Annotated in this window: 29 protein-coding genes; all 29 read right to left on the reverse strand. The window is 68.8% G+C overall.

The window, feature by feature from the left end; translation table 11 throughout:
* Positions 1-6: 6 nt before the first annotated feature.
* A complete protein-coding gene (gene rpsH / locus GA0074694_RS02670) occupies positions 7-414 on the reverse strand; it encodes a 30S ribosomal protein S8 (RefSeq protein WP_091451909.1) in 408 nt (135 codons plus the stop codon).
* Between the two features lie 97 nt (positions 415-511).
* Positions 512-697 (reverse strand): type Z 30S ribosomal protein S14, encoded by a 186-nt coding sequence (locus GA0074694_RS02675; RefSeq protein ID WP_007073023.1) that lies wholly within the window; start codon positions 695-697, stop codon positions 512-514.
* A gap of 1 nt (position 698) precedes the next feature.
* On the reverse strand, positions 699-1,268 hold the full coding sequence (rplE, locus tag GA0074694_RS02680; RefSeq protein WP_091451914.1) for a 50S ribosomal protein L5: 570 nt from the start codon (positions 1,266-1,268) through the stop codon (positions 699-701).
* Positions 1,268-1,588: a 50S ribosomal protein L24 gene (gene rplX, locus GA0074694_RS02685; RefSeq protein WP_176737754.1), complete on the reverse strand. Its 321-nt coding sequence runs from the start codon at positions 1,586-1,588 to the stop codon at positions 1,268-1,270. Before rplX ends, rplE begins: the two co-directional genes overlap by 1 nt.
* Positions 1,585-1,953, reverse strand: coding sequence for a 50S ribosomal protein L14 (gene rplN, locus GA0074694_RS02690; protein WP_007465279.1), 369 nt, complete (start codon positions 1,951-1,953; stop codon positions 1,585-1,587). The genes rplX and rplN overlap by 4 nt, the downstream gene beginning before the upstream one ends.
* Positions 1,954-2,050: 97 nt before the next feature.
* A complete protein-coding gene (gene rpsQ / locus GA0074694_RS02695) occupies positions 2,051-2,332 on the reverse strand; it encodes a 30S ribosomal protein S17 (RefSeq protein ID WP_091451917.1) in 282 nt (93 codons plus the stop codon).
* Positions 2,329-2,565 carry a 50S ribosomal protein L29 gene (gene rpmC, locus GA0074694_RS02700; protein ID WP_091451921.1) on the reverse strand — a complete coding sequence of 79 codons (237 nt, stop codon included), beginning with the start codon at positions 2,563-2,565 and terminating at the stop codon, positions 2,329-2,331. The genes rpsQ and rpmC overlap by 4 nt, the downstream gene beginning before the upstream one ends.
* Entirely contained in the window at positions 2,565-2,990 is a 426-nt protein-coding gene (gene rplP, locus GA0074694_RS02705) for a 50S ribosomal protein L16 (RefSeq protein ID WP_007465292.1), read from the reverse strand. Before rplP ends, rpmC begins: the two co-directional genes overlap by 1 nt.
* A gap of 3 nt (positions 2,991-2,993) precedes the next feature.
* On the reverse strand, positions 2,994-3,875 hold the full coding sequence (gene rpsC, locus GA0074694_RS02710) for a 30S ribosomal protein S3 (RefSeq protein WP_091451926.1): 882 nt from the start codon (positions 3,873-3,875) through the stop codon (positions 2,994-2,996).
* Positions 3,875-4,336, reverse strand: coding sequence for a 50S ribosomal protein L22 (gene rplV / locus GA0074694_RS02715; RefSeq protein ID WP_091451929.1), 462 nt, complete (start codon positions 4,334-4,336; stop codon positions 3,875-3,877). Before rplV ends, rpsC begins: the two co-directional genes overlap by 1 nt.
* A 35-nt stretch (positions 4,337-4,371) precedes the next feature.
* Positions 4,372-4,653, reverse strand: a complete 282-nt coding sequence (gene rpsS / locus GA0074694_RS02720) for a 30S ribosomal protein S19 (protein ID WP_020520478.1) — start codon at positions 4,651-4,653, stop codon at positions 4,372-4,374.
* A gap of 12 nt (positions 4,654-4,665) precedes the next feature.
* The gene (gene rplB / locus GA0074694_RS02725; RefSeq protein ID WP_091451932.1) at positions 4,666-5,505 is read right to left on the reverse strand and encodes a 50S ribosomal protein L2; all 840 of its coding nucleotides are present in this window, start codon (positions 5,503-5,505) and stop codon (positions 4,666-4,668) included.
* A gap of 12 nt (positions 5,506-5,517) precedes the next feature.
* A complete protein-coding gene (gene rplW, locus GA0074694_RS02730) occupies positions 5,518-5,820 on the reverse strand; it encodes a 50S ribosomal protein L23 (protein WP_088982052.1) in 303 nt (100 codons plus the stop codon).
* Positions 5,817-6,467, reverse strand: a complete 651-nt coding sequence (gene rplD / locus GA0074694_RS02735) for a 50S ribosomal protein L4 (RefSeq protein WP_091451935.1) — start codon at positions 6,465-6,467, stop codon at positions 5,817-5,819. Before rplD ends, rplW begins: the two co-directional genes overlap by 4 nt.
* Positions 6,464-7,129 (reverse strand): 50S ribosomal protein L3, encoded by a 666-nt coding sequence (gene rplC / locus GA0074694_RS02740; RefSeq protein WP_091451939.1) that lies wholly within the window; start codon positions 7,127-7,129, stop codon positions 6,464-6,466. The genes rplD and rplC overlap by 4 nt, the downstream gene beginning before the upstream one ends.
* Positions 7,130-7,140: 11 nt before the next feature.
* Positions 7,141-7,449: a 30S ribosomal protein S10 gene (gene rpsJ, locus GA0074694_RS02745; protein WP_007073037.1), complete on the reverse strand. Its 309-nt coding sequence runs from the start codon at positions 7,447-7,449 to the stop codon at positions 7,141-7,143.
* A 350-nt stretch (positions 7,450-7,799) separates the two neighbouring features.
* Positions 7,800-8,993, reverse strand: a complete 1,194-nt coding sequence (tuf, locus tag GA0074694_RS02750) for an elongation factor Tu (protein WP_091451943.1) — start codon at positions 8,991-8,993, stop codon at positions 7,800-7,802.
* 168 nt (positions 8,994-9,161) lie between these two features.
* The gene (fusA, locus tag GA0074694_RS02755; protein ID WP_091451947.1) at positions 9,162-11,258 is read right to left on the reverse strand and encodes an elongation factor G; all 2,097 of its coding nucleotides are present in this window, start codon (positions 11,256-11,258) and stop codon (positions 9,162-9,164) included.
* A gap of 77 nt (positions 11,259-11,335) precedes the next feature.
* On the reverse strand, positions 11,336-11,806 hold the full coding sequence (gene rpsG / locus GA0074694_RS02760; protein WP_046567226.1) for a 30S ribosomal protein S7: 471 nt from the start codon (positions 11,804-11,806) through the stop codon (positions 11,336-11,338).
* A 1-nt stretch (position 11,807) separates the two neighbouring features.
* The gene (gene rpsL, locus GA0074694_RS02765) at positions 11,808-12,182 is read right to left on the reverse strand and encodes a 30S ribosomal protein S12 (protein ID WP_091451951.1); all 375 of its coding nucleotides are present in this window, start codon (positions 12,180-12,182) and stop codon (positions 11,808-11,810) included.
* Positions 12,183-12,645: 463 nt separating this feature from the next.
* Complete coding sequence (locus tag GA0074694_RS02770) at positions 12,646-13,071, reverse strand: hypothetical protein (RefSeq protein WP_091458548.1); 426 nt, start codon at positions 13,069-13,071, stop codon at positions 12,646-12,648.
* A 510-nt stretch (positions 13,072-13,581) separates the two neighbouring features.
* Positions 13,582-13,950 carry a hypothetical protein gene (locus GA0074694_RS02775; protein WP_091451955.1) on the reverse strand — a complete coding sequence of 123 codons (369 nt, stop codon included), beginning with the start codon at positions 13,948-13,950 and terminating at the stop codon, positions 13,582-13,584.
* A 106-nt stretch (positions 13,951-14,056) separates the two neighbouring features.
* Complete coding sequence (locus tag GA0074694_RS02780) at positions 14,057-17,950, reverse strand: DNA-directed RNA polymerase subunit beta' (protein WP_091451957.1); 3,894 nt, start codon at positions 17,948-17,950, stop codon at positions 14,057-14,059.
* A 93-nt stretch (positions 17,951-18,043) separates the two neighbouring features.
* Positions 18,044-21,484 carry a DNA-directed RNA polymerase subunit beta gene (gene rpoB / locus GA0074694_RS02785; RefSeq protein ID WP_091451960.1) on the reverse strand — a complete coding sequence of 1,147 codons (3,441 nt, stop codon included), beginning with the start codon at positions 21,482-21,484 and terminating at the stop codon, positions 18,044-18,046.
* Positions 21,485-22,058: 574 nt separating this feature from the next.
* Entirely contained in the window at positions 22,059-22,448 is a 390-nt protein-coding gene (gene rplL / locus GA0074694_RS02790; protein WP_091451963.1) for a 50S ribosomal protein L7/L12, read from the reverse strand.
* A gap of 54 nt (positions 22,449-22,502) precedes the next feature.
* Positions 22,503-23,048 carry a 50S ribosomal protein L10 gene (gene rplJ / locus GA0074694_RS02795; protein WP_091451966.1) on the reverse strand — a complete coding sequence of 182 codons (546 nt, stop codon included), beginning with the start codon at positions 23,046-23,048 and terminating at the stop codon, positions 22,503-22,505.
* 405 nt (positions 23,049-23,453) lie between these two features.
* A complete protein-coding gene (locus tag GA0074694_RS02800; RefSeq protein ID WP_091451969.1) occupies positions 23,454-24,146 on the reverse strand; it encodes a hypothetical protein in 693 nt (230 codons plus the stop codon).
* A complete protein-coding gene (locus GA0074694_RS02805) occupies positions 24,143-24,961 on the reverse strand; it encodes an ATP-binding cassette domain-containing protein (RefSeq protein ID WP_091451971.1) in 819 nt (272 codons plus the stop codon). Before GA0074694_RS02805 ends, GA0074694_RS02800 begins: the two co-directional genes overlap by 4 nt.
* A 79-nt stretch (positions 24,962-25,040) precedes the next feature.
* Positions 25,041-25,757 (reverse strand): 50S ribosomal protein L1, encoded by a 717-nt coding sequence (rplA, locus tag GA0074694_RS02810; protein WP_091451974.1) that lies wholly within the window; start codon positions 25,755-25,757, stop codon positions 25,041-25,043.
* Positions 25,758-25,792 lie beyond the last annotated feature (35 nt).

Raw genomic sequence — 25,792 nt, forward strand, 5'->3', positions numbered from 1 at the left:
CTCCCGTTACCAGACGAAGGCGAGGACTTCCCCGCCAACGCTCCGCTTGCGGGCCTGCCGGTCGGTGAGCAGCCCCTGGGACGTCGAAATGATCGCCACGCCGAGGCCGCCGAGCACCCGCGGGAGCCCATCCGACTTGGCGTACACCCGGAGACCGGGCTTGGACACACGCTTGATGCCGGCCAGGCTCCGCTCCCGGTTCTGGCCGTACTTCAGCTCGACGACCAGTCGCTTGCCGACGGCGCCCTCCTCGGGCTCCTCGGCCGACCAGGTGGCGATGTAACCCTCGGCCTTCAGGACCTCGGCGATGTTCGCCTTGATCTTGGAGTAGGGCATCGTCACCCGGTCGTGGTACGCCTGGTTGGCGTTACGCAGACGCGTGAGCATGTCTGCGATCGGGTCGGTCATCGTCATGGATTTCGTCTACCTTTCTCGCCGGGGTTCCCGCGGGTACGCCCGGGGGCCTACGGCGAAGAGACAGTGCAGCTGACGCGCGGAGCGCGCCGGGCCATTACCAGGAAGCCTTGGACACGCCGGGCAGCTCACCGCGGTGGGCCATCTCCCGGATGCACACCCGGCAGAGACCGAACTTGCGGTAGACCGCCTTCGGACGCCCGCACCGCTGGCAGCGGGTGTACGCGCGAACCGAGAACTTCGGCTTCGCGGCCGCCTTGAGAATCAGCGCCTTCTTGGCCATCTCAGTTCTCCTTGAACGGGAAGCCCAGGAGCTTGAGCAGCGCCCGGCCCTCGTCGTCGGTCGTGGCGGTCGTGACCACCGTGATGTCCATGCCCCGCTGGCGATCGATCCTGTCCTGGTCGATCTCGTGGAACACCGACTGCTCGGTCAGACCGAACGTGTAGTTGCCGTGCCCGTCGAGCTTGCGCCCGTCCAGACCGCGGAAGTCCCGGATACGCGGCAGCGCGATGGAGAGCAGCCGGTCCAGGAACTCCCACATCCGGTCGCCGCGCAGGGTCACCTTCGCGCCGATCGGCATGCCCTCGCGGAGCTTGAACTGCGCGATGGACTTGGTGGCCCGCCGCACCTGCGGCTTCTGGCCGGTGATGGTGGCCAGGTCGCGGACCGCGCCGTCGATCAGCTTGGCGTCGCGGGCGGCCTCGCCCACACCCATGTTGACGACGATCTTGACCAACCGCGGAACCTGCATGGGGTTCGCGTAGTTGTGCTGCTCCTGCAGCTTGGCCACGATCTCGTTGCGGTACCGCTCCTTGAGGCGCGGCAGGGTCTTGGTTTCGGTAGCCGTGGTCATCACAGGTCCTTACCGGTGCTACGCGCGATGCGGACCTTCTGGCCGTTGTCGTCGAACCGGTACCCGATGCGGGTCGGCTTTCCCTCGGAGTCCAGGACCTGCACGTTGGAAACGTGGATCGGGGCCTCCTGGGTGACGATGCCACCGGTCTTGGCGCCACGCTGGGTGGTGCGGATGCGGGTGTGCTTCTTGACGCGGTTCACGCCCTCGACCAGGACCTTGTCCTGCCGCGGGTAGGCCGCGATGACCTTGCCCTTGGCACCCTTGTCCTTGCCGGCGATGACGACGACCGTGTCGCCCTTCTTGACCTTCACGGTCACAACACCTCCGGCGCGAGAGAGATGATCTTCATGAACCGCTTGTCCCGCAGCTCCCGACCGACCGGGCCGAAGATACGGGTACCGCGCGGGTCCCCACCGTCCTTGATGATGACGGCGGCGTTCTCGTCGAAGCGGATGTACGAGCCGTCCGGCCGCCGCCTCTCCTTGGCGGTGCGAACGACGACGGCCTTGACGACGTCGCCCTTCTTCACACCGGCACCCGGGATCGCGTCCTTGACGGTGGCCACGATGACGTCGCCGATGCTCGCGTAGCGCCGACCGGAGCCCCCGAGAACCCGGATGCACAGGATCTCCCGGGCACCCGTGTTGTCGGCGACGCGCAGTCGCGACTCCTGCTGAATCACGTCTATCTCCTATGTCTGCCGGTTCTCCGGCCGCTGCCCGCGGCCGGAGCCTGGCGGAACCTGCGCCCGGCTGACGCCGGGCGAGCTCGAGCCTTCGCTACTTGGCCTTTTCCTGGATTTCCACGATCCGCCACCGCTTGGTGGCCGACAGCGGCCGGGTCTCCATGATCAGGACTCGGTCGCCGATGCCGGCGGCGTTCTGCTCGTCGTGCACCTTCAGCTTGCGGGTCCGGCGCATGATCTTGCCGTACAGCGCGTGCTTGACCCGGTCCTCGACCTCGACGACGACGGTCTTGTCCATCTTGTCGCTGACCACGAGGCCCTCACGGACCTTGCGGCGGGCCCGCACGGTGGCGGCGGTGTTCTCGGTCTCGCTCATGATGCAGTCACCTCAGTCGGCGCGACCGAGAGCCCCAGCTCGCGCTCACGCATGATCGTGTAGATCCGGGCGATCTCCCGACGGATGACCTGGAGCCGCCGGTTGTTGTCGAGCTGACCGGTGGCGGCCTGCACGCGGAGGTTGAACAGCTCCGCCTTGGCCTCCCGCAGCTTCGTGACCAGCTCCTCGTCGGAGAGCTCACGCAGCTCGGCGGCCTTAACGCCCGCTGCCATCAGGATTCACCCACTTCGCGCGTCACAATGCGGCACTTCATCGGGAGCTTGTGGATCGCGCGACGCATCGCCTCTCGCGCGATCTGCTCGTTGGGGAAGGACATCTCGAAGAGAACCCGCCCCGGCTTCACGTTGGCCACCCACCACTCGGGCGAGCCCTTACCGGAACCCATCCGGGTTTCCGCCGGCTTCTTGGTCAGCGCCTGGTCCGGGAAGATCGTGATCCAGACCTTGCCGCCACGCTTGATGTGGCGGGTCATCGCGATACGAGCCGACTCGATCTGCCGGTTCGTGACGTACGCCGGCTCGAGAGCCTGGATCCCGAACTCGCCGAACACCACCCGGTTACCACCCTTGGACGCGCCACTGCGGTCCGGGTGGTGCGGCTTGCGGAAGCCCTTCGGGGGCTTGCGCGGCATCAGCATCTGTCAGCCCTCCTGCTGCGTTTCTGCCGGCTGAGTGGCGGCCGGAGCGGTCGCGGTCGCGGCGACAGCACCAGCGTCCACCGGCTCGCCACTCGGCGTCTCGGCCTGCTGAGCGACGGTGGTCGCGGCAGCCCGGCCGGCCTCGGTGCCACCGGAAGTCGTGCCGGCGGAACCGGAACGACCACGGCGCGGACGGTCGGGACGGTCGCCACGCTCACGGCGCGGGCGGGACGGGGCCTCGGCGGGAGCCTCCCGGCCCGGAACCGCGTCGCCCTTGTAGATCCAGACCTTCACGCCGATCCGGCCGAAGGTGGTACGGGCCTCGAAGAAGCCGTACTCGATGTTGGCCCGCAGCGTGTGCAGCGGAACCCGACCCTCACGGTAGAACTCGGTCCGGCTCATCTCGGCGCCGCCGAGCCGGCCCGAGACCTGGACCCGGATGCCCTTGCAGACCGGGTTCTTCATCGCGGACTGCATGGCCTTGCGCATCGCCCGACGGAAGCTGACCCGGCTGGAGAGCTGCTCGGCCACGCCCTGCGCGACGAGCTGCGCGTCCGACTCGGGGCTCTTCACCTCGATGATGTTGAGCTGCACCTGCTTGCCGGTGAGCTTCTCCAGCTCGCCACGGATCCGGTCCGCCTCGGCACCCTTACGGCCGATGACGATGCCCGGACGGGCGGTGTGGATGTCGACCCGGACCCGGTCACGGGTCCGCTCGATGTCGACCTTGGAGATGCCGGCCCGCTCCAGCCCCTTGGACATCATGCGGCGGATCTTGACGTCCTCGCCGATGTAGTCCTTGTAGAGCTTGTCCGCGAACCAGCGGGACTTCCAGTCGGTCGAGATGCCGAGCCGGAACCCGTGCGGGTGAACCTTCTGACCCATTACTCGGCGCCCTCCGTCTTGCTCTGCGTCTCAGTCGGCTCGGCCTGCTTCGCCGGGGCCGACTTCTTCGCCGCCGCGGACTTCTTCGGCGCGGCCGGCGCGACCGCCTCGACCGCCACGGTGATGTGGCACGTGCGCTTGCGGATCCGGTACGCCCGGCCCTGCGCCCGCGGCCGGAACCGCTTCATGGTCGGGCCCTCGTCGACGAACGCCTCGCTGACGAGCAGCGCGTCGGGGTCCAGCCGCTCGTTGTTCTCCGCGTTGGCGATCGCGCTGGCGAGCACCTTGTACACCTGCTCGCTCGCAGCCTGCGGCGCGAACTGCAGCACCGTGAGCGCCTCCTTCGCGGGCAGGCCGCGGACGAGGTTGACCACCCGGCGCGCCTTCATCGGCGAGATGCGCACGTGTCGCGCAATCGCCCGCGCGCCCGGAAGCACCGGAGCGTCGCCCTTTCCTGGCATCGCTGCAACCCCTTGTTCCTCTATCCGTGGCTCGCCTAGCGGCGGCGGCTCTTGCGGTCGTCCTTCTCGTGACCCTTGAACGTGCGGGTCAGCGCGAACTCGCCGAGCTTGTGCCCGACCATCGCCTCGGTGACGAACACCGGGACGTGCTTGCGTCCGTCGTGCACGGCGATCGTGTGCCCGAGCATCTCCGGGATGATCGTCGAGCGCCGCGACCAGGTCTTGATGACGTTCTTGGAGCCCTTCTCGTTCTGCACTTCCACCTTCTTGAGCAGGTGGTCGTCGATGAACGGGCCCTTCTTCAGGCTGCGAGGCATCTTCTATCTCCCTCAGCCGCGCTTACGCGTGGCGTAGCGGCGGCGGACGATCAGCCGGTCGCTCGGCTGGCCCTTACGGCGGGTACGGCCCTCGGGCTTACCCTTCGGGTTGACCGGGTGGCGACCACCGGAGGTCTTACCCTCACCACCACCGTGCGGGTGGTCCACCGGGTTCATCGCCACACCACGGACGGTGGGACGCTTGCCCTTCCACCGCATCCGGCCGGCCTTGCCCCAGTTGATGTTCGACTGGTCGGCGTTGCCGATCTCGCCGACGCTCGCGCGGCAGCGGACGTCGACCCGCCGGATCTCGCCGGACGGCATCCGGAGGGTGGCGTACGCGCCCTCCCGGCCGAGCAGCTGGATGCCGACGCCGGCCGAACGGGCCAGCTTGGCACCGCCACCCGGACGCAGCTCCACGCTGTGGATGGTGGTACCCACCGGGATGTTCCGCAGCGGCAGGTTGTTGCCCGGCTTGATGTCCGCGCCCGGACCCGACTCGACGGCGTCGCCCTGCTTCAGGTCCTTCGGCGCGAGGATGTAGCGCTTCTCGCCGTCGGCGTAGTGCAGCAGCGCGATGCGCGCGGTGCGGTTCGGGTCGTACTCGATGTGGGCGACCTTCGCCGGCACGCCGTCCTTGTCGACCCGCTTGAAGTCGATCAGACGGTACTGGCGCTTGTGCCCGCCGCCCTGGTGCCGGGCGGTGATCCGGCCGTGGGCGTTGCGACCGCCCTTCTTCGGCAGCGGAGCCAGCAGCGACTTCTCCGGGGTCGACCGGGTGATCTCGGCGAAGTCGGCGACGCTGGAGCCACGCCGGCCCGGCGTCGTCGGCTTGTACTTACGGATAGCCATTGTCTACACCCCTCAGCTGACCGGGCCGCCGAAGGCCTCGATACGGTCACCGTCAGCCAGCTTCACCATCGCGCGCTTGGTGGCCTTGCGCTGGCCGAACCCAGTCTTGGTCCGCTTGCGCTTGCCCTCGCGGTTGAGCGTGTTGACCGTCAGGACGCGGACGTTGAAGATCTGCTGGATAGCGATCTTGATCTCGGTCTTGTTCGCGTCCGGGTGCACCAGGAAGGTGTACCAGTTGCGGTTCAGCTCGCTGTAGCTCTTCTCCGAGACGACCGGCGCCACGATGATGTCGCGCGGGTCGGCGATCGTGCTCACTTGCCACCCTCCTCGGTGGTCTCGGCGGGCACGCCGAGGAACTCGTCCAGGGCGTCCTTGGTGAAGACCACGTCGTCGGCCACCAGCACGTCGTACGTGTTGAGCTGGCCGGCCTCGATCAGGTGCACCCGCGGCTCGTTGCGCAGCGACACCCAGTTCAGCTCGTCGGTGCCGGTCAGCACGACCAGGACCCGACGGGCCTCGGTCAGCTTCGCCAGCGTGGCCAGGGCCGCCTTGGTGGACGGCTTCTCGCCGGAGACGAAGGCCTCGACGACGTGCACCTGGCCGGCGCGGGCCCGGTCGGAGAGGGCACCCCGCAGCGCGGCGGCCTTCATCTTCTTGGGGGTCCGCTGGCTGTAGTCGCGCGGGACGGGGCCGTGCACGACGCCACCACCGGCGAACTGCGGCGCCCGGGTCGAACCCTGGCGGGCCCGGCCGGTGCCCTTCTGCTTGTACGGCTTCTTGCCTCCACCGGAGACCTCGCCGCGGGTCTTGACCTTGTGGGTGCCCTGGCGGGCGGCCGCAAGCTGGGCCACCACGACCTGGTGCATCAGCGCCACGTTGGCCTGCACGTCGAAGATGTCGGCCGGCAGCTCGACGGAGCCCTTCTTGCTGCCGTCGACGGTGAGCACGTCAACCGTGGTCACTTCGCCACACCGCCCTTCTTCACCTTGGCCTTGGCCGCGGTACGGACCAGGACCAGCGCGCCCTTGGGGCCGGGAATGGCGCCACGGACGAGCAGGAGGTTGTTCTCGGTGTCGACCGCCTGGACGGTCAGGTTCTGGACGGTGTAGCGCACGCCACCCATCCGGCCGGCCATCCGGGTGCCCTTGAAGACGCGACCCGGGGTGGCGCAGGCGCCGATCGAGCCGGGCGAGCGGTGCTTGCGCTCGACACCGTGGCTGGCCCGCAGACCGTGGAAGCCGTGCCGCTTCATCGGACCGGCGTAGCCCTTGCCCTTGGTCTTGCCGGTCACGTCGATCGAGACGCCGGGGGCGAACTCGGAGACGGTGACCTCCTGGCCGAGGGAGTACTCGCCGGCGTCAGTGGTGCGCAGCTCGACGATGTGCCGGCGCGGTGCCACATCGGCCTTCGCGTAGTGTCCGCTGATCGGCTTCTTGACCTTGCGCGGGTCGATCGCGCCGTAGGCCAGCTGGATCGCGGAGTAACCGTCCTTCTCGGCGCTACGAACCTGGCTGACGACGCACGGGCCGGCCTGCACCACGGTCACGGGAACAACCTTGTTGTTGTCCCAGACCTGGGTCATGCCGAGCTTTGCGCCCAGGATCCCCTTTACTTGCCTGTCCATTTGTCCGGTCCCTACAGCTTGATCTCGATGTCGACGCCAGCCGGCAGGTCGAGGCGCATGAGCGAGTCGACCGTCTTGGGGGTCGGGTCGATGATGTCGATCAGCCGCTTGTGCGTGCGCATCTCGAAGTGCTCGCGCGAGTCCTTGTACTTGTGCGGCGAGCGGATAACGCAGAAACGGTTGATCTCCGTGGGCAGCGGCACCGGGCCCGCGACCTGCGCCCCGGTGCGCGTCACCGTCTCGACGATCTTCCGAGCCGAGGAGTCGACGACCTCGTGGTCATAGGCCTTGAGCCGGATGCGGATCTTCTGTCCCGCCATGGTGGCTTCTGTTCCTTCTCTCGATGCCGCTGTGTTGCGGGCGCCTGCACCGGCTGGCACAGGCCCACTTCCGCCGACCCCCGCGGTCGGGCGTGTCGCGCCCTCGGGCCAGGCTCCGCCCCGGGATGCCGGAGCGGTACTGACCGCGCGGTGGGTCAAGGCGCCGATCGCACTACCGCGACCTGAACGCCGTGCGAGGGTGGTTGACGGCAGGCCGTCAACCACCCTACGCCCGACTGTTCTCCCACCCGGAGGTTCGGCGAAATCCGAACGCAGGCGACGAACTGTCGTTACGCAACCTGACTAGTATGCCGCACGACCGGCGGCGGGCCTAATCGGGGTTACCCAGCTCACTTGATGATCTTGGTTACCCGACCAGCACCGACCGTACGGCCACCCTCCCGGATCGCGAACTTGAGGTTGTCCTCCATCGCGATGGGCTGGATCAGCTTCACGGTCATCGTGGTGTTGTCGCCCGGCATGACCATCTCGGTGCCCTCGGGCAGCGTGACGACACCGGTGACGTCCGTGGTCCGGAAGTAGAACTGCGGACGGTAGTTCTGGAAGAACGGGGTGTGCCGGCCGCCCTCCTCCTTGGAGAGGATGTAGACGGTCGCCTCGAACTCCGTGTGCGGGGTCGAGGTGCCCGGCTTGACGACCACCATGCCGCGCTCGACGTCCTCGCGCTTGATGCCCCGCAGCAGCAGACCGACGTTCTCGCCCGCGCGGGCCTCGTCGAGCAGCTTGCGGAACATCTCGATGCCGGTGCAGACCGTCTTCATCGACTTCTCCTTGATGCCGACGATCTCCACCTCCTCGTTCGGCTTGAGGATGCCGCGCTCGGCGCGACCGGTGACGACGGTGCCACGACCGGTGATCGTGAAGACGTCCTCGATCGGCATGAGGAACGGCTTCTCGGTCTCGCGCTCCGGCTGCGGGATCGCGGTGTCGACAGCGCTCATCAGGTCGAGCAGACGCTGGGTCCACTCGGGGTCACCCTCGAGGGCCTTCAGCGCCGAGACCCGGACCACCGGCAGGTCGTCGCCCGGGTACTCCTGGTTCGAGAGCAGCTCACGGACCTCGAGCTCGACGAGCTCCAGGAGCTCCTCGTCGTCGACCATGTCGCTCTTGTTGAGCGCCACGACGATGTACGGCACGCCGACCTGGCGGGCCAGCAGCACGTGCTCGCGGGTCTGCGGCATCGGACCGTCGGTCGCCGCCACCACCAGGATCGCGCCGTCCATCTGCGCGGCACCGGTGATCATGTTCTTGATGTAGTCGGCGTGCCCGGGACAGTCGACGTGCGCGTAGTGCCGGTTCTCGGTCTGGTACTCGACGTGCGCGATGGAGATGGTGATACCGCGGGCCTTCTCCTCCGGCGCCTTGTCGATCTCGTCGAACGGCGTGTAGGGGTTCAGGTCGGGGTACTGGTCGTGCAGGACCTTGGTGATGGCCGCCGTCAGCGTCGTCTTACCGTGGTCGATGTGACCAATGGTGCCGATGTTGACGTGCGGCTTAGTCCGCTCGAACTTCGCCTTCGCCACTGGTGTCCTCCTGTGGACTTCTTGGTTCGTACGCCCGGCGCGCCATTCGGCGCTTAGGACTCTGTCGACAGCCTTTCCGACCAGACGGTCGGAGAGCTTGTGGGACTTGCGGCGGTGAAGCCTACAGGCCCGGTCTCATGCAGCCCCGCGGAGGCCGCAGGCGAGAAACTACTCGCCCGTGGCCTTCGCGATGATCTCCTTCGCCACGTTGGTCGGAACCTCGGCGTAGGAGTCGAACTGCATGCTGTAGCTAGCCCGGCCCTGGGTCTTCGACCGCAGGTCGCCGACGTAGCCGAACATCTCCGACAGCGGCACCAGGGCACGGACGACGCGGGCACCGCCGCGCTCCTCCATCGCCTGGATGATGCCACGACGGGAGTTGAGGTCGCCGATGACGTCACCCATGTTCTCCTCAGGAGTGGTGACCTCAACGGCCATCATCGGCTCGAGGAGAGCGGGGTCGGCCTTGCGGGCCGCCTCCTTCATCGCCATCGAGCCGGCGATCTTGAATGCCATTTCCGACGAGTCGACCTCGTGGTACTGGCCGTCCACCAGGGTGAGCTTGACGCCCACCAGCGGGAAGCCGGCGAGGATGCCGTACTGCATGGCGTCCTGCGCACCCGCGTCCACCGAGGGGATGAACTCCCGGGGGATGCGGCCACCGGTCACCGCGTTGGCGAACTCGTAGGTCGGCGCGTCGTTGCCCAGCGGCAGCGGCTCCACGCTGATGATCACGCGGGCGTACTGGCCGGAACCACCGGTCTGCTTCTTGTGGGTGTACTCGATCTTCTCCACCTTGCGGCGGATGGTCTCACGGTACGCCACCTGCGGCTTGCCGATGTTGGCCTCGACGTTGAACTCGCGGCGCATCCGGTCGACCAGGATGTCCAGGTGCAGCTCGCCCATGCCGGAGATGACCGTCTGACCGGTCTGGTCGTCCAGCTTCACGCGGAAGGTCGGGTCCTCCTCCGCGAGCCGCTGGATGGCGGTGCTGAGCTTCTCCTGGTCGGCCTTGGTCTTCGGCTCGATGGCGACCTCGATGACCGGCTCCGGGAAGGTCATCGACTCCAGGATGACCGGGTTCGCCGGGTCGCACAGCGTGTCACCGGTGGTGGTCTGCTTCAGACCCTGCACCGCGATGATGTCGCCAGCCTGGGCCGAGCTGCGCTCTTCCCGCTTGTTGGCGTGCATCTGGTAGATCTTGCCGATCCGCTCCTTGCGGTCCTTGGTGGAGTTGACCACCTGGGAGCCGGACTCGAGCGTGCCGGAGTAGATCCGCACGTAGGTGAGCTTGCCGAGGTGCTTGTCCGTCTGGATCTTGAAGGCCAGCGCGGAGAACGGCTCCGACTTCGACGGCTTCCGCTGCAACGGGGTCTCGCCGTCGGTCGCGGTGCCCTCGATGGCCGGGATGTCCAGCGGCGACGGCAGGTAGGCAACCACCGCGTCGAGCATCGGCTGGATGCCCTTGTTCTTGAAGGCGGTACCGGTGAGGACCGGGTTGGCCTTGCCGGCGATGGTGGCCCGGCGGATGGCGGCCTTGATCTCCTCGACGGAGATCTCCTCGCCCTCCAGGTACTTCTCCATCACCGCGTCGTCGACGTCGGCCAGGGTCTCCATCAGCTTCTCGCGCCACTCGGCCGCGGAGTCGGCCAGGTCGGCCGGGATCTCCTCGATCGCGTAGTCCTCGCCCTTCTGGGTCTCCCCGCGCCAGGTGAGGGCACGCATCTCGACCAGGTCGACCACGCCGATGAAGTCGCTCTCGGCACCGATCGGGATCTGGAGCACCAGCGGAGTGGCGTTGAGCCGGTCGATCATCATCTGCACGCAGCGGAAGAAGTCGGCACCGGTCCGGTCGAGCTTGTTGACGAAGCACATCCGGGGGACGTTGTACTTGTCGGCCTGGCGCCAGACGTTCTCCGTCTGGGGCTCCACGCCGGCGACACCGTCGTAGACAGCCACCGCACCGTCCAGCACCCGCAACGACCGCTCGACCTCGACCGTGAAGTCGACGTGGCCGGGCGTGTCGATGATCTGGATCGTGTGGCCCTTCCACTCACACTTGGTGGCGGCGGAGGTGATGGTGATCCCCCGCTCCTGCTCCTGCTCCATCCAGTCCATGACGGCAGCGCCCTCGTGGACCTCACCGATCTTGTACGTGATGCCGGTGTAGAACAGGATCCGCTCGGTGGTCGTGGTCTTACCGGCATCGATGTGCGCCATGATGCCGATGTTGCGTACGTTGGCGAGCGCGTCTGCGGCGGCCACTTCAATCCCTACTTATCGTCGTCTCGACTCAACTGGTGGCGGTTCCGGTGCCCCGGAGGGCACCGGAACCCGATGTGTTACCAGCGGTAGTGCGCGAAGGCCTTGTTGGACTCGGCCATCTTGTGCGTGTCCTCACGCCGCTTGACAGCGGCGCCGAGGCCGTTGCTGGCGTCCAGCAGCTCGTTCATCAGCCGCTCGACCATGGTCTTCTCACGCCGCGCGCGGGAGTAGGTCACCAGCCAGCGCAGCCCGAGCGTGGTCGCCCGCGCCGGCCGCACCTCCACCGGGACCTGGTAGGTGGCGCCACCGACCCGACGGCTGCGCACCTCGAGGGTCGGCTTGACGTTGTCCATCGCCCGCTTGAGGGTGACGACGGGGTCGGTGCCGGACTTCTCGCGGCAGCCCTCCAGGGCCGCGTACACGATGCGCTCGGCGAGCTGGCGCTTGCCGCGCAGCAGGATCTTGTTCACGAGCTGGGTGACCAGCGGCGAGTTGTACACCGGGTCAGCGACCAGCGGTCGCCGCGGAGCGGGTCCCTTACGCGGCATCTCAGCTCTTCTCCTTCTTCGCGCCGTAGCGGCTGCGCGCCTGCTTGCGCTTCCGGACGCCCTGGGTGTCCAGCGAACCGCGAACGATCTTGTACCGCACGCCGGGGAGGTCCTTCACCCGGCCACCACGGACGAGCACGATCGAGTGCTCCTGCAGGTTGTGACCCACGCCCGGGATGTAGGCGGTCACCTCGATCTGGCTGCTGAGCTTGACACGAGCGACCTTGCGCAGCGCCGAGTTCGGCTTCTTGGGGGTGGTGGTGTACACGCGGGTGCACACGCCACGACGCTGGGGGGAACCCTTCAGCGCCGGGGTCTTGGTCTTACTCGTCTTGGCCTGGCGGCCCTTGCGGACCAGCTGCTGGATCGTGGGCACCGGGTTTCTCCGCTCCCTTCGGCCGCTTCACGCGGCCGCGCCGTCTGCTCGTAGCCGCCCTGATGGACGACTCTCCTACATTCCGACCAGGGCCACCTCACGGAGGTCCCGGCACCCGCGGTCGGGCGTGTCGCCCAGCTCACGGTTTCCGGTGCCGACGCGTACGCCGCACCGGGTGTGTCCCTGGCACACGGTCGCCCGCTCGCCAGGTGTTGTGGCTGTGTGGTGATGCTGTTCGACGACCGAGTCGCCGGATCCAGCGCACACACGAGTCGCCCGGGATGGCCGGGCACAAGGGGGAAGACTACCTACCACAAGCGTGCAGGTCAAAACGGGGTGGTCCGGTAGGAATGTGTAACCCGCTCTCCCGGCTCCCGATCGACCTGCCCGTCCGCGTCGGACAGCTACGGGTTACAAGTGTAACGGCTACCCCGTGTCCCGGCCCGGCGACCCCGGGCCAGCCTCAGGCGAACTGGACGAGCACCGCCGCCCCCAGCCCGAGCAGGCAGAGCGCCAACCCGGTCGCACCGCAGCTGATCCCCGCGACGGCCAGTCCCCGACCGGTGAACCGGACCGCCGGCGGCACCGCCGGCCGGCGGATCTGCCGGGTGCCGAGCAGGCCGGCCACCACCGCACCGGCCCCGGTGAGGACGCCCAGCAGGGTGAACGCTCCGGCCGCCCAGGCCCCCCAGCCCGCGGCGGCACCGGCCAGGCCGAAGCAGCCGACCACCAGGGAGACCAGAACCGAGATGATGCCGGCGACCAGCGAGCCCACCGCGAGACCCGAGGTGATCGGCGGCACCTCCAGGTGCGCCACGCCGAACGGCGTACCGGGGACGGGGTCGATCCGCTTCGGCGGCAGCACCGCCTCCCGGGGCGGAGGCGGCACGGGCCTGCCGTCGGGCCGCAGCGGAAGGCCACCGTGACCCGGCGGCAGGACCGGTCCCCCGCCCCCCGGGCCCGGTGCCGGGAGCACCGATCCCGGCGCGGGCGGCTGCGGCGGCCGACCCGCGGTCGCCGGGTGCGCGACGGGTGACTCCGACGGACCGGCGGGCGCCCCCGGCTGCGCGGTGGGCGACTCCGACGGGCCGGCGCTTGTCGTGGGCTGGCCGGTCGGAGTCGGCGAGCCCGTCGGCTGGGTGGCGGTCGTCGCCGCGGCGCCGGCCGGCGATGCCGGCTCCGGTGCCGGTGCCGGGAACGGGGGCGGGGCCGGGAACGGAGCCGGGGCTGCCAAGGGCGGTGCCGGGCTGGTGAACTGGCCAGGCTCCGGGGGCACCGCCGGCTGCGCCGGGGCGTCCGCACGCCGCACCGGTTCGGTCAATGGGTCCTCCTGTCGACGGGCGCCGGCCACCGCCGCGCGGCGGGCACCGGGGTCAGGCTACCGCCCGGCACGGCCGGGTCAGTTGACGTCCGGGGCGAAGTCCTGGGTGTAGGGCGCCTCCGCGAGCCGGACCACGCCGTACACCACGGCGAGCACCACGGTGACCGTGGCCAGACCCAGACCGATCCAGGCCAGCCGCTCCCCCTGGCGCAGCCAGGCCGCGCCGGTCAGGAAACCCCCCGAGGCGTACGCCTCGCGGCGCGCCTGCCGGGAGAGCTGGAGCGCCACGGTCGCCGGTACGACACCCCCGACGAAGAGACCGGTGAGCGCGGCGACCAGCCCGAGGGCGAAGACCGCCTGGGCCTTCGTCGAGCGGGCCGGGTCAGGGTCGAGCGGATGGCGCAGGCCCTGACGCACGGCGGGTGGCTGCCCGGGCGCCGTCGTCATGCCCTCCATCATGCCCCGGCCCGGCCGTCGGGGTGTCGGCGGAGGGCCGAGCCCGACACGCGACGAGGCCCCCGGCGCGCTGCCGGGGGCCTCGTCAGGGCACTACTTAGCGGTACGACCCGAAGTCGAAGTCGTCCAGCGGCACCGCCTGGCCGCTGGCCGGACCGAAGCCGTAGTCGGTCTCCGGGTAGCCGGTCATCGAGTAGACCTTGGCCTTCGCCTCCTCGGTCGGCTCGACCCGGACGTTGCGGTACTTGCTGATGCCCGTACCGGCCGGGATGAGCTTACCGATGATCACGTTCTCCTTCAGGCCGATCAGCGAGTCGCTGCGGGCGTGGATCGCCGCGTCCGTCAGCACCCGGGTGGTCTCCTGGAAGGAGGCCGCCGACAGCCACGAGTCGGTGGCCAGCGACGCCTTGGTGATACCCATCAGCACCGGACGGCCCGCGGCGGGCTCGCCGCCCTCGGAGACGAGTCGGCGGTTCTCCGACTCGAACAGCGCCCGGTCGACCAGCACACCCGGCAGGAACTCGGTCGAGCCGGAGTCGATGACCGTCACCCGCTTGAGCATCTGGCGGATGATGATCTCGATGTGCTTGTCGTGGATGAGCACACCCTGCGAGCGGTAGACCTCCTGGACCTCCTGGGTCAGGTGGACCTGGACCGCACGCGGGCCGAGGATGCGCAGCAGCTCGTGCGGGTCGATGGTGCCCTCGGTGAGCTTCTCGCCGACCTCGACGTGCGCCCCGTCGTGCACGCCCGGACGCAGCCGGACCCGCTTCGAGATCTTGTCGTAGACGATCTCGTCGCTGCCGTCGTCCGGCACCACGATGATCTTCCGCGAGCGCTCGCCGTCCTCGATCCGGATCCGGCCGGGGGTGTCGGCGATCGGCGCCTTGCCCTTCGGGACCCGGGCCTCGAAGATCTCCGTGACACGCGGCAGACCCTGGGTGATGTCCTCACCCGCGACACCACCGGTGTGGAAGGTACGCATCGTGAGCTGCGTACCCGGCTCACCGATGGACTGCGCGGCGATGATGCCGACGGCCTCGCCGATGTCCACGGTCTTGCCGGTCGGCAGCGAGCGGCCGTAGCAGGCACCGCAGACGCCCAGCTTCGACTCGCAGGTCAGTACGCTGCGCACCCGGACCTGCTCCACCCCGGCCGCGACGATCTTGTCGACCAGGATCGAGTTCAGGTCCGCGCCCCGCTCGACGACGATGGTGCCGTCCGGCCCCTTGATGTCGTCGGCCAGGGTCCGGGCGTGCACGCCGGTCTCGGCGTGCTCGTGCACCACCAGCTTGCCGTCGATCCGCTCGCCGATCTGCATCGGGATCGCCCGGTCGGTGCCGCAGTCCTCCTCGCGGATGATGACGTCCTGCGACACGTCCACCAGACGACGGGTCAGGTAACCCGAGTCGGCGGTCCGCAGCGCGGTGTCCGCGAGACCCTTCCGGGCGCCGTGCGTGGAGATGAAGTACTCCAGTACGGACAGACCCTCCCGGTAGCTCGACTTGATCGGCCGGGGGATGATCTCGCCCTTCGGGTTGGCCACCAGGCCCCGGATCGCGGCGATCTGCCGGAGCTGGAGCAGGTTACCGCGGGCGCCCGAGTGGATCATCTTCCACAGCGGGTTCTCCCGGGGCAGCGAGGTCTCCAGGTTCTTGGCGACCTCGTTGGTGGCCTTGGTCCAGATCTCGATGAGCTCGCCGCGGCGCTCCTCACCGGTCATGAGACCACGCTGGTACTGCTTGTCGATCCGGTCGGCTTCCTTCTCGTACCGGGCCAGGATCTCCCGCTTGCTCGGCGGGGTGACGACGTCCTCCATGCCGATGGTCACGCCGGACCAGGTGGCCCAGTGGAAACCGGCCTCCTTGAGCCCGTCGAGGGTGGCGGCGAGGGCCACCTTCGGGAACCGCTCGGCGAGGTCGTTGACGATCGCGGAGAGCTGCCCCTTGCGCACCTCGTAGTTCACGAAGCGGTAGCCGACCGGCATGGTCTCGTTGAACAGCACCCGACCGAGGGTGGTGTCGACGATGAGCGGCTCGCCCTCGACCCAGCCCTCCGGCGCGACCCACGGCTCGGCCCCGGCGCCGTTGTCGACACCGGTGATCCCGCGCAGCCGGATCCGCACCGGCGACTGGAGGTGCAGCTCGCCGTTGTCGAAGGCCATCCGCGCCTCGGCGTCCGAGCTGAACGCCCGGCCCTCGCCCTTGCCACCCGGGGTGTAGTGGGTGAGGTGGTACAGACCGATGATCATGTCCTGGGTGGGCATGGTCACCGGCTTGCCGTCGGCCGGCTTGAGGATGTTGTTCGACGACAGCATCAGGATCCGCGCCTCGGCCTGCGCCTCGGCGGAGAGCGGCACGTGCACCGCCATCTGGTCACCGTCGAAGTCGGCGTTGAAGGCGGTGCAGACCAGCGGGTGGATCTGGATCGCCTTGCCCTCGACCAGCTGCGGCTCGAACGCCTGGATGCCCAGCCGGTGCAGGGTGGGCGCCCGGTTGAGCAGCACCGGGTGCTCGCCGATGACCTCTTCCAGCACGTCCCACACGACCGGGCGCTGCCGCTCGACCATCCGCTTGGCGGACTTGATGTTCTGCGCGTGGTTGAGGTCGACCAGCCGCTTCATCACGAACGGCTTGAACAGCTCCAGCGCCATCTGCTTGGGCAGGCCGCACTGGTGCAGCTTCAGCTTCGGGCCCACGACGATGACGGAACGGCCGGAGTAGTCGACCCGCTTGCCGAGCAGGTTCTGCCGGAACCGGCCCTGCTTGCCCTTGAGCATGTCGGAGAGCGACTTCAGCGGCCGGTTACCCGGCCCGGTGACCGGACGGCCACGACGGCCGTTGTCGAAGAGCGCGTCGACGGCCTCCTGGAGCATCCGCTTCTCGTTGTTGACGATGATCTCGGGAGCGCCGAGGTCGATCAGCCGCTTGAGGCGGTTGTTCCGGTTGATCACCCGACGGTACAGGTCGTTCAGGTCGGAGGTCGCGAAGCGGCCACCGTCGAGCTGCACCATCGGACGCAGGTCCGGCGGGATCACCGGGACGCAGTCGAGCACCATGCCGAGCGGCGAGTTGCGGGTGTTCAGGAACGCGGCGACGACCTTGAGCCGCTTGAGCGCCCGGATCTTCCGCTGCCCCTTGCCGGAACGGATGATCTCGCGGAGGTTCTCCGCCTCGGCGTCGAGGTCCATGTTCTGGACCAGCGCCTTGATCGCCTCGGCACCCATGCCACCGGTGAAGTACTCGCCGAACCGGTCCCGCAGCTCGCGGTAGAGCAGCTCGTCGGTGACCAGCTGCTTCGGCTCCAGCTTGCGGAAGGTGTCGAGCACCTCGTCCAGGCGGTCGATCTCGCGCTGGGCCCGGTCGCGGATCTGGCGCATCTCGCGCTCTCCGCCCTCCTTGACCTTGCGCCGGACGTCCGCCTTGGCACCCTCGGCCTCCAGCTCGGCCAGGTCGGCCTCGAGCTTGGCGGCCCGCTTCTCGATCTCCGAGTCGCGGCTGTTCTCGGCCTGCCGCTTCTCGGCGAGGATCTCGTTCTCGATGGTGGAGAGGTCACGGTGACGCGACTCGGCGTCCACGCTCGTCACCACGTACGAGGCGAAGTAGATGATCTTTTCGAGGTCCTTGGGGGCGAGGTCCAGCAGGTAGCCCAGCCGGCTCGGCACGCCCTTGAAGTACCAGATGTGGGTCACCGGGGCGGCCAGCTCGATGTGCCCCATGCGCTCACGACGCACCTTGGAGCGGGTCACCTCGACGCCGCAGCGCTCACAGATGATGCCCTTGAACCGGACCCGCTTGTACTTGCCGCAGTAGCACTCCCAGTCCCGTTGCGGACCGAAGATCTTCTCGCAGAAGAGCCCGTCCTTCTCCGGCTTCAGGGTGCGGTAGTTGATCGTCTCAGGCTTCTTGACCTCGCCGTGGGACCACTGACGGATGTCGTCGGCGGTGGCGAGGCCGATGCGCAGCTCGTCGAAGAAGTTGACGTCGAGCACTTGGTTATCCCTCACATCAAGTCAGCTCGGTTGATGGTTCGGCGGGAGCGGGTGCGGCGGCGATGGTGTCGCGCGCCGCCGCACCCGGCCCGATCAGACTTCGTCGACGCTGCTCACACCCTCGTTGGGCCGGCGGGAGAGGTCGATGCCGAGTTCCTCCGCCGCGCGGAACACCTCGTCGTCGGTCTCGCGCATCTCCAGGGCGACACCGTCGCTGGAGAGCACTTCGACGTTGAGACAGAGCGACTGGAGCTCCTTGAGCAACACCTTGAACGACTCGGGGATGCCCGGTTCGGGGATGTTCTCGCCCTTGACGATCGCCTCGTAGACCTTCACCCGGCCCAGGACGTCGTCGGACTTGATGGTCAGCAGCTCCTGGAGCGCGTACGCCGCGCCGTAGGCCTGCATGGCCCAGCACTCCATCTCGCCGAACCGCTGGCCACCGAACTGCGCCTTACCACCCAGCGGCTGCTGCGTGATCATCGAGTACGGACCGGTCGACCGGGCGTGGATCTTGTCGTCGACCAGGTGGTTCAGCTTCAGGATGTAGATGTAGCCCACCGCGATCGGGTCGGGCAGCGGCTCGCCGGAGCGACCGTCGAACAGCTGCGCCTTGCCGCTGGAGCCGATGAGCTGCTTGCCGTCCCGGTTGGGCAGGGTCGACGCGAGCAGACCGGAGATCTCCTCCTCGCGGGCACCGTCGAAGACCGGAGTGGCCACGTTGGTGTCCGGCTCGGCCTCGGCGGCCTCGATCGAACGCAGCGCCCGCTTCCAGTCGGCGTCGTCGCCCTCGACGTTCCAGCCGGTCTTGGCGACCCAGCCGAGGTGCGTCTCCAGGACCTGGCCGATGTTCATCCGGCCCGGCACGCCGAGCGGGTTGAGCACGATGTCGACCGGGGTGCCGTCCTCCAGGAACGGCATGTCCTCGACCGGCAGGATCTTGGAGATGACGCCCTTGTTGCCGTGCCGGCCGGCGAGCTTGTCACCGTCCTGGATCTTCCGCTTCTGGGCGACGTAGACCCGGACCAGCTCGTTGACGCCCGGCGGCAGCTCGTCGCCGTCCTCGCGGGAGAAGGTCCGTACGCCGATGACCGTGCCGGTCTCGCCGTGCGGCACCTTCAGCGAGGTGTCCCGGACCTCACGCGCCTTCTCGCCGAAGATCGCGCGGAGCAGCCGCTCCTCCGGGGTCAGCTCGGTCTCACCCTTCGGGGTGACCTTGCCGACCAGGATGTCGCCGGGGACGACCTCGGCGCCGATCCGGATGATGCCGCGCTCGTCGAGGTCGGCGAGCATCTCCTCGCTGACGTTCGGGATGTCGCGGGTGATCTCCTCCGGGCCGAGCTTGGTGTCCCGGGCGTCGACCTCGTGCTCCTCGATGTGGATCGAGGTGAGCACGTCCTGCTGCACGAGACGCTGCGACAGGATGATCGCGTCCTCGTAGTTGTGGCCCTCCCAGGTCATGAACGCCACGAGCAGGTTGCGCCCGAGCGCCATCTCGCCCTCGTCGGTGCACGGACCGTCGGCGATGACCTGGCCGGCCTCGACGCGGTCGCCCTCGAAGACCACCGGCTTCTGGTTGACGCAGGAGCCGGCGTTGGAGCGGCGGAACTTGTGCAGCAGATACGTCCGGCGGTGGCCGTCGTCCTGGTGGATGGTGATGTAGTCGGCGCAGAGGTCCTCGATCACACCACCGACCTCGGCCACCACGACGTCACCGGCGTCGACTGCGGCACGGTACTCCATGCCGGTGCCGACCAGCGGCGACTCCGCCTTGACCAGCGGCACGGCCTGCCGCTGCATGTTCGCGCCCATCAGGGCCCGGTTGGCGTCGTCGTGCTCGAGGAACGGGATCATCGCGGTCGCGACCGAGGTCATCTGACGCGGCGAGACGTCCATGTAGTCCACGGCCGACGGCGCCACGTCCTCGGTCTCGCCACCCTTACGGCGGACCAGGACCCGGTCCTCGGCGAAGGTGCCGTCTGCCAGCAGCGGCGCGTTCGCCTGGGCCTTGACGAACCGGTCCTCCTCGTCCGCGGTCAGGTAGTCGATCTGGTCGGTGACCCGACCGTCGACGACCTTCCGGTACGGCGTCTCGATGAAGCCGAACGGGTTGACCCGGGCGAAGGTGGAGAGCGCGCCGATCAGGCCGATGTTCGGGCCTTCCGGCGTCTCGATCGGGCACATCCGACCGTAGTGCGACGGGTGCACGTCCCGGACCTCGAAGCCGGCCCGCTCCCGGGACAGACCACCCGGGCCGAGCGCGCTCAGCCGACGCCGGTGGGTCAGGCCCGCCAGCGGGTTGGTCTGGTCCATGAACTGGGACAGCTGCGACGTACCGAAGAACTCCTTGATCGCCGCCACCACCGGGCGGATGTTGATCAGGGTCTGCGGCGTGATCGCCTCGACGTCCTGGGTGGTCATCCGCTCGCGGACGACCCGCTCCATCCGGGAGAGGCCGACCCGGACCTGGTTCTGGATCAGCTCGCCGACGGTGCGCAGGCGACGGTTGCCGAAGTGGTCGATGTCGTCGGCCTCGTAGCCCTCCTCACCGGCGTGCAGCCGGCAGAGGTACTCGACGGTGGCGACGATGTCGTCCTCGGTCAGCGTGCCGGTGGTGATCGGCACGCTGAGTTCGAGCTTCTTGTTGAACTTGTACCGACCGACCTTGGCGACGTCGTACCGCTTCGGGTTGAAGAAGAGGTTGTCGAGCAGGGTCTGGGCGTTCTCCCGGGTCGGGGGCTCGCCAGGGCGCAGCTTCCGGTAGATGTCGAGTAGCGCCTCGTCCTGGCCGGCGATGTGGTCCTTCTCCAGGGTGGTCATCATCAGCTCGGACCAGCCGAACCGCTCGCGGATCTGCTCGGCCGACCACCCGATCGCCTTGAGCAGGACGGTGACGGCCTGGCGGCGCTTGCGGTCGATCCGGACGCCGACGGTGTCGCGCTTGTCGATGTCGAACTCCAGCCAGGCACCCCGGCTCGGGATCACCTTGACGCTGGAGAGGTCGCGGTCGGAGGTCTTGTCCGGCTGCTTGTCGAAGTAGACGCCCGGCGAGCGGACGAGCTGGCTGACCACGACGCGCTCGGTGCCGTTGATGATGAAGGTGCCCTTCGGCGTCATCATCGGGAAGTCACCCATGAACACCGTCTGGCTCTTGATCTCGCCGGTGGTGTTGTTGGTGAACTCCGCGGTCACGAAGAGCGGCGCGCAGTAGGTCAGGTCCTTCTCCTTGCACTCCTCGATCGAGGCCTTGACCTCGTCGAAGCGCGGCGCCGAGAAGGAGAGCGACATGGTGCCGGAGAAGTCCTCAATGGGACTGATCTCTTCGAGGATCTCCGCGAGACCCGAGCGTGCGTGCGGGTCGTCAGCCGACCGGCCCTGCCAGGCCTCGTTCCCGACGAGCCAGTCGAAGGACTCGTTCTGGATGGCGAGGAGGTTGGGGACCTCGAGATGTTCGGTGATCCTGCCGAATGAGACACGGCGGGGAGCGAAAGCGCTCGACGTACGACTGGTCTTCGCAGGGCGGGAAGCTGCCAAGATGCGTCCTTCCGAGGACCGGTGCTGCAGAACGGCTGGTACGCGTGCACTCCAATGACCCCACTTGAAATATCCTCAATCGGACATTCCGAGCAGGGGTCGAGATCGGAAGGCAGCGCAAACTAGCAGTGTAGCCGAGAGGCTAACCGCTGTCCAGCCCACCCCGCAGGTCGCCGCGGAACGTGCCTCGGGACCCCCGAAACGGGGTCTACCGGGCCGCTCGGAACGCGGCGCTCCCGCTGGACCACCCGAGTTGCTGCGGCATGGTGCCGCCGCTGCCCTTACCCCGGGCGTGGCCGTCGCAAGCGTGGAAGGTCTTGCAGGTGTCAGCGTGCCTGTCCGGGCGGGGTCGCGTCAAGGGCTGATCACCTTCCGGAGGGCTCTTTCCCACCGCCGTGCGACCGTACGACACCGCTGCGTCACCGGACGCCAGAGCCAATTCCCAGCTCACGCGCACTGTCAGCAGGTGACGGGACGACGACGGGCGGTGACCCCCCTCAAGGGATCACCGCCCGTCGTCAGCCGTCGTATGCCTCAGCTCACGTGAGCCGGACACCGTCGAGGCAGGCTCGGGTCACTTGAGGGTGACCTTGGCGCCCTCGCCCTCGAGCTTGGCCTTGGCCTTCTCGGCCGTCTCCTTGTTGACCTTCTCCAGGATGGCCTTCGGAGCGCTCTCGACGGCGTCCTTGGCCTCCTTCAGGCCCAAGCCGGTCAGCTCACGCACGACCTTGATGACCTGGATCTTCTTGCCGCCGTCGGCCTCGAGGACGACGTCGAACTCGTCCTTCTCCGGCTCGGCCTCGGCAGCCGCGCCGCCGCCGCCACCCTGGGCGACCATCATCGCGGCCGGGGCTGCGGCGGTGACCTCGAAGGTCTCCTCGAACTGCTTCACGAACTCGGAGAGCTCGATCAGCGTCATCTCCTTGAACGCGTCGAGCAGCTCGTCGGTGCTGAGCTTCGCCATAGCTGGCGTCCTTTCCTAATCTACGGAAGATCGAACCGGGGTGCCGGGAGGCCGTCAGGCCTGCTCGGCGCCCTCCTTCTCGCGCTTGTCCTGCAGAGCAGCCGCCAGACGGGCGGTCTTCGACAGCGGGGCCTGGAACAGGGCCGCGGCCTTGCTCAGGTTGCCCTTCATCGCGCCGGCCAGCTTGGCCAGCAGCACCTCACGGGACTCCAGGTCGGCGAGCTTCGTGACCTCGGCCGCGGAGATGGCCCTGCCCTCGAAGACACCGCCCTTGATGACGAGCTTCGGGTTGGCCTTCGCGAAGTCGCGAAGTCCCTTCGCCGCCTCGACGACGTCGCCCGAAACGAAAGTCAGCGCGGTAGGACCGGTGAACAGCTCGTCGAGGCCGGCGATGCCGGCGTCCGTCGCAGCGCGCTTGGCCAGCGTGTTCTTGGCAACCGTGTAGGTCGTCTCCTGGCCCAGCGAGCGCCGCAGCTGGGTCAGCTGGGCGACCGTCAGGCCGCGGTACTCGGTCAGCACGGTGGCGCCGGCGCCCCGGAACTGCTCGGTCAGCTCGGCGACGGCCGTGGCCTTGTCGGCCCGGATCGGCTTGTCCGCCATGTCCCTCCTCTCTCGTTGCGCCAGGCTGGTCACCAACGAAGCCGGGAGGCGTCGGTGGTGGCGGAGGAATCGCGGGTAACGAGAAAAGCCCCGGCGCAGGGCGCACGGGGCGAGGGCCGGCCGATCGGGAACGTAGTCGGCGGACCACGTGCCAATGAGCCGATTTTCGCTTGCCGCCCTACGCGGGTCGCCCGTCGTTCGCGGGACCTTCGACCGTGCCGGAGCACGGTGACCAGCGGTCTCTGGGTGGTACCACATCCAAAACTACATTGGATGACGTCGAAAGACTACGCGACCTCTCCCCCACCGCCAAATCCACCCCGACGTGTGCCCGGTCACCCCGACCGGGTCGCCACCACCCGACCGGACGGCACGGCAGCGCCGCCCGGGACGACCCCGGTGGCCTCAGCCCCGCAGCCGGCGACGCCAGGCGTAACCGGCCAGCACCGCGCTGCTCCAGAGCACCGCCCAACCCGTCAACAGGAGCGCCACCGGCACCGCCACCCCCGCCGCGGTGGCCCGCGCGGTCGGCAGGACCGGGGGCGCGAGCCACGGCAGGACCGAGCCGGAACGGCCGAACACCAGCGCGACGACCGTACCGACCGCGAGCACCGCGACGCCGTACCCGGTGCTGCCGGCGCAGGCACGGCTGGCCAGCGCGCCCAGCGCCACGGCGGCGGGCACGGCGAGCAGGTGGGCCCAGAGCCCGAGCGCGATCCCCACCGGCACCGACCGGTCGTCGACGGCCACCGGAGTGGCCAGCCCACCCAGCGGCCACGGCAGCACCAGCGCCAGCGTCACCGTGCCGAGCACCACCACGGTCGCGGCCAGCAGACCGGCCAGCTGTTCCCGGCGACGGCTGCCGACCGCCACCACCGCCATTCGACGCTGCACGTCCGGCTCCACGTCCAGCAGCAGCTTGGCCTGCCAGGCCAGCACCGGGAAGAGGACCACCGCCGAGACGCCGTACGCCTCCGCCGGCTGGGCGCGACCGCCGCCGTAGAGGACCCCGAGCACGACCAGGCCGGCGAGGAGTGGCCCGAGGACCCGGCCGGTACGCAGGAACCCGGCCAGCCGGAGCCGGACCAGCGCGGTCACCGGGCCACCTCGTCCGGGAGCGCGGTGTCGTCGGCCGCCGGTGGGCGCGGCCCCACCCCGGGAGTCGCTCCGTCCCTGGCCCGCCCGGCGGCGCGTACCCGCAGCACCTGGTGGCCGGCGGCGCGCAGCCGGGCGACCGTGCCGGCGACCCGCGCGGCGGGCACCGCCACCTCGACCACCGCCACGTCCTCCGGTTCGTCCGGCCCGGTCTCGGTCACCGTGCCCTCGGCGACCGTCCAGCGCCGCGCTCCGGGCAGCCGGACCGTTTCGTTGCGGTGGTCGCTGACCAGCACCCGACCGCCGGCGGCGAGCACCTCGTCGACCACCAGCGGCACCAGGTCGCGGGCGGCGGCGTCCAGGCCCTCCCAGGGTTCGTCGAGCACCAGCAGGCCGGGCGGTCGGAGCATCGCCTGCGCCAGGCCGACCTTCTGCGCCGTCCCCTTCGACAGGTCCGCCAGACGGACCCGGCGGAACCCGGCGATGCCCAGGCGGGACGTCCACTCGTCGACCGCCCGGTCCGCCTCGGCGGCGGAGAGCCCGGCCACCCGGGCCATCGCGGTGAGGTAGTACGCCACGGTGAACGGCTGGTCGGCGGGGAACCGCTCCGGCACCCAGCCGACGTGGCGGGGACGGTCGACGACCCGTCCCCGGGTGGGGCGGAGCACCCCGGCCGTCACCTGGAGCAGGGTGGACTTGCCAGCCCCGTTACGGCCGAGAACGACCGCCACCTCACCCGGCCCGACCTCTGCGTCCGCCTGTCGCAGCACCCACGGCCCCCGCCGGTGGTACCGCACCGAGACGTTCTCCAGCCGCATGTGACGAGCCTGCCACAGGAGAGACGGATCGGGGCGCCGCCACCAACGGTGACGACGCCCCGACGGGTTGTTCCGTTCGTCAGCCCTCGGACGGAGCCTCGTTCAGGTTCTTCACCAGGTTCGGGTCGACCGGGACGCCCGGGCCCATCGTGGTGGTGAGGGTGACCTTCTTGAGGTACTTGCCCTTGGCGGCCGACGGCTTGACCCGCAGCACCTCGTCGAGGACGGCCGCGTAGTTGTCGATCAGCTGCGTCTCGGAGAAGGACGCCTTGCCGATGATCAGGTGCAGGTTCGAGTGCTTGTCCACCCGGAAGGCGATCTTGCCGCCCTTGATGTCCGTGACGGCCTTGGCGACGTCCATGGTCACCGTGCCCGTCTTCGGGTTCGGCATGAGACCGCGCGGGCCCAGGATCCGCGCGATCCGACCGATCTTGGCCATCTGGTCCGGGGTGGCGATCGCCGCGTCGAAGTCCAGCCAGCCCTCCTGGATCCGGGCGACCAGCTCGTCGGTGCCCACCTCGTCGGCTCCGGCGGCGGCGGCCTCCTCGGCCTTCGCGCCGGCAGCGAAGACGATCACGCGGGCGGTCTTACCGGTGCCGTGCGGCAGGTTGACCGTGCCGCGGACCATCTGGTCCGCCTTCCGGGGGTCGACGCCGAGGCGCATGGCGACCTCGACCGTGGCGTCGAACTTGACGTTGGTGGTCTCCTTGGCGAGCTTGACCGCCTCGGCCGGGCTGTACAGCTTCGACCGGTCGATGACCTCGGCGGCCTTACGGTAGCTCTTGCTGCGCTGCATGTTCTGACTACTCCTGTGGTCTCTGGCGGGCGCCG

The sequence above is a fragment of the Micromonospora inyonensis genome (genome assembly GCF_900091415.1).
GTDB lineage: Bacteria > Actinomycetota > Actinomycetes > Mycobacteriales > Micromonosporaceae > Micromonospora > Micromonospora inyonensis.

Excerpts from the sequence above, each read along its gene's own strand:
- rpsH (WP_091451909.1), bottom strand. The coding sequence starts at position 414 with ATGACGATGACCGACCCGATCGCAGACATGCTCACGCGTCTGCGTAAC.
- GA0074694_RS02675 (WP_007073023.1), bottom strand. The coding sequence starts at position 697 with ATGGCCAAGAAGGCGCTGATTCTCAAGGCGGCCGCGAAGCCGAAGTTC.
- rplE (WP_091451914.1), bottom strand. The coding sequence starts at position 1,268 with ATGACCACGGCTACCGAAACCAAGACCCTGCCGCGCCTCAAGGAGCGG.
- rpsQ (WP_091451917.1), bottom strand. The coding sequence starts at position 2,332 with ATGAGCGAGACCGAGAACACCGCCGCCACCGTGCGGGCCCGCCGCAAG.
- rpmC (WP_091451921.1), bottom strand. The coding sequence starts at position 2,565 with ATGGCAGCGGGCGTTAAGGCCGCCGAGCTGCGTGAGCTCTCCGACGAG.
- rplP (WP_007465292.1), bottom strand. The coding sequence starts at position 2,990 with ATGCTGATGCCGCGCAAGCCCCCGAAGGGCTTCCGCAAGCCGCACCAC.
- rpsC (WP_091451926.1), bottom strand. The coding sequence starts at position 3,875 with ATGGGTCAGAAGGTTCACCCGCACGGGTTCCGGCTCGGCATCTCGACC.
- rplV (WP_091451929.1), bottom strand. The coding sequence starts at position 4,336 with ATGCCAGGAAAGGGCGACGCTCCGGTGCTTCCGGGCGCGCGGGCGATT.
- rpsS (WP_020520478.1), bottom strand. The coding sequence starts at position 4,653 with ATGCCTCGCAGCCTGAAGAAGGGCCCGTTCATCGACGACCACCTGCTC.
- rplB (WP_091451932.1), bottom strand. The coding sequence starts at position 5,505 with ATGGCTATCCGTAAGTACAAGCCGACGACGCCGGGCCGGCGTGGCTCC.
- rplC (WP_091451939.1), bottom strand. The coding sequence starts at position 7,129 with ATGGACAGGCAAGTAAAGGGGATCCTGGGCGCAAAGCTCGGCATGACC.
- rpsJ (WP_007073037.1), bottom strand. The coding sequence starts at position 7,449 with ATGGCGGGACAGAAGATCCGCATCCGGCTCAAGGCCTATGACCACGAG.
- rpsG (WP_046567226.1), bottom strand. The coding sequence starts at position 11,806 with ATGCCGCGTAAGGGACCCGCTCCGCGGCGACCGCTGGTCGCTGACCCG.
- GA0074694_RS02775 (WP_091451955.1), bottom strand. The coding sequence starts at position 13,950 with ATGACGACGGCGCCCGGGCAGCCACCCGCCGTGCGTCAGGGCCTGCGC.
- rplL (WP_091451963.1), bottom strand. The coding sequence starts at position 22,448 with ATGGCGAAGCTCAGCACCGACGAGCTGCTCGACGCGTTCAAGGAGATG.
- rplJ (WP_091451966.1), bottom strand. The coding sequence starts at position 23,048 with ATGGCGGACAAGCCGATCCGGGCCGACAAGGCCACGGCCGTCGCCGAG.
- GA0074694_RS02805 (WP_091451971.1), bottom strand. The coding sequence starts at position 24,961 with ATGCGGCTGGAGAACGTCTCGGTGCGGTACCACCGGCGGGGGCCGTGG.
- rplA (WP_091451974.1), bottom strand. The coding sequence starts at position 25,757 with ATGCAGCGCAGCAAGAGCTACCGTAAGGCCGCCGAGGTCATCGACCGG.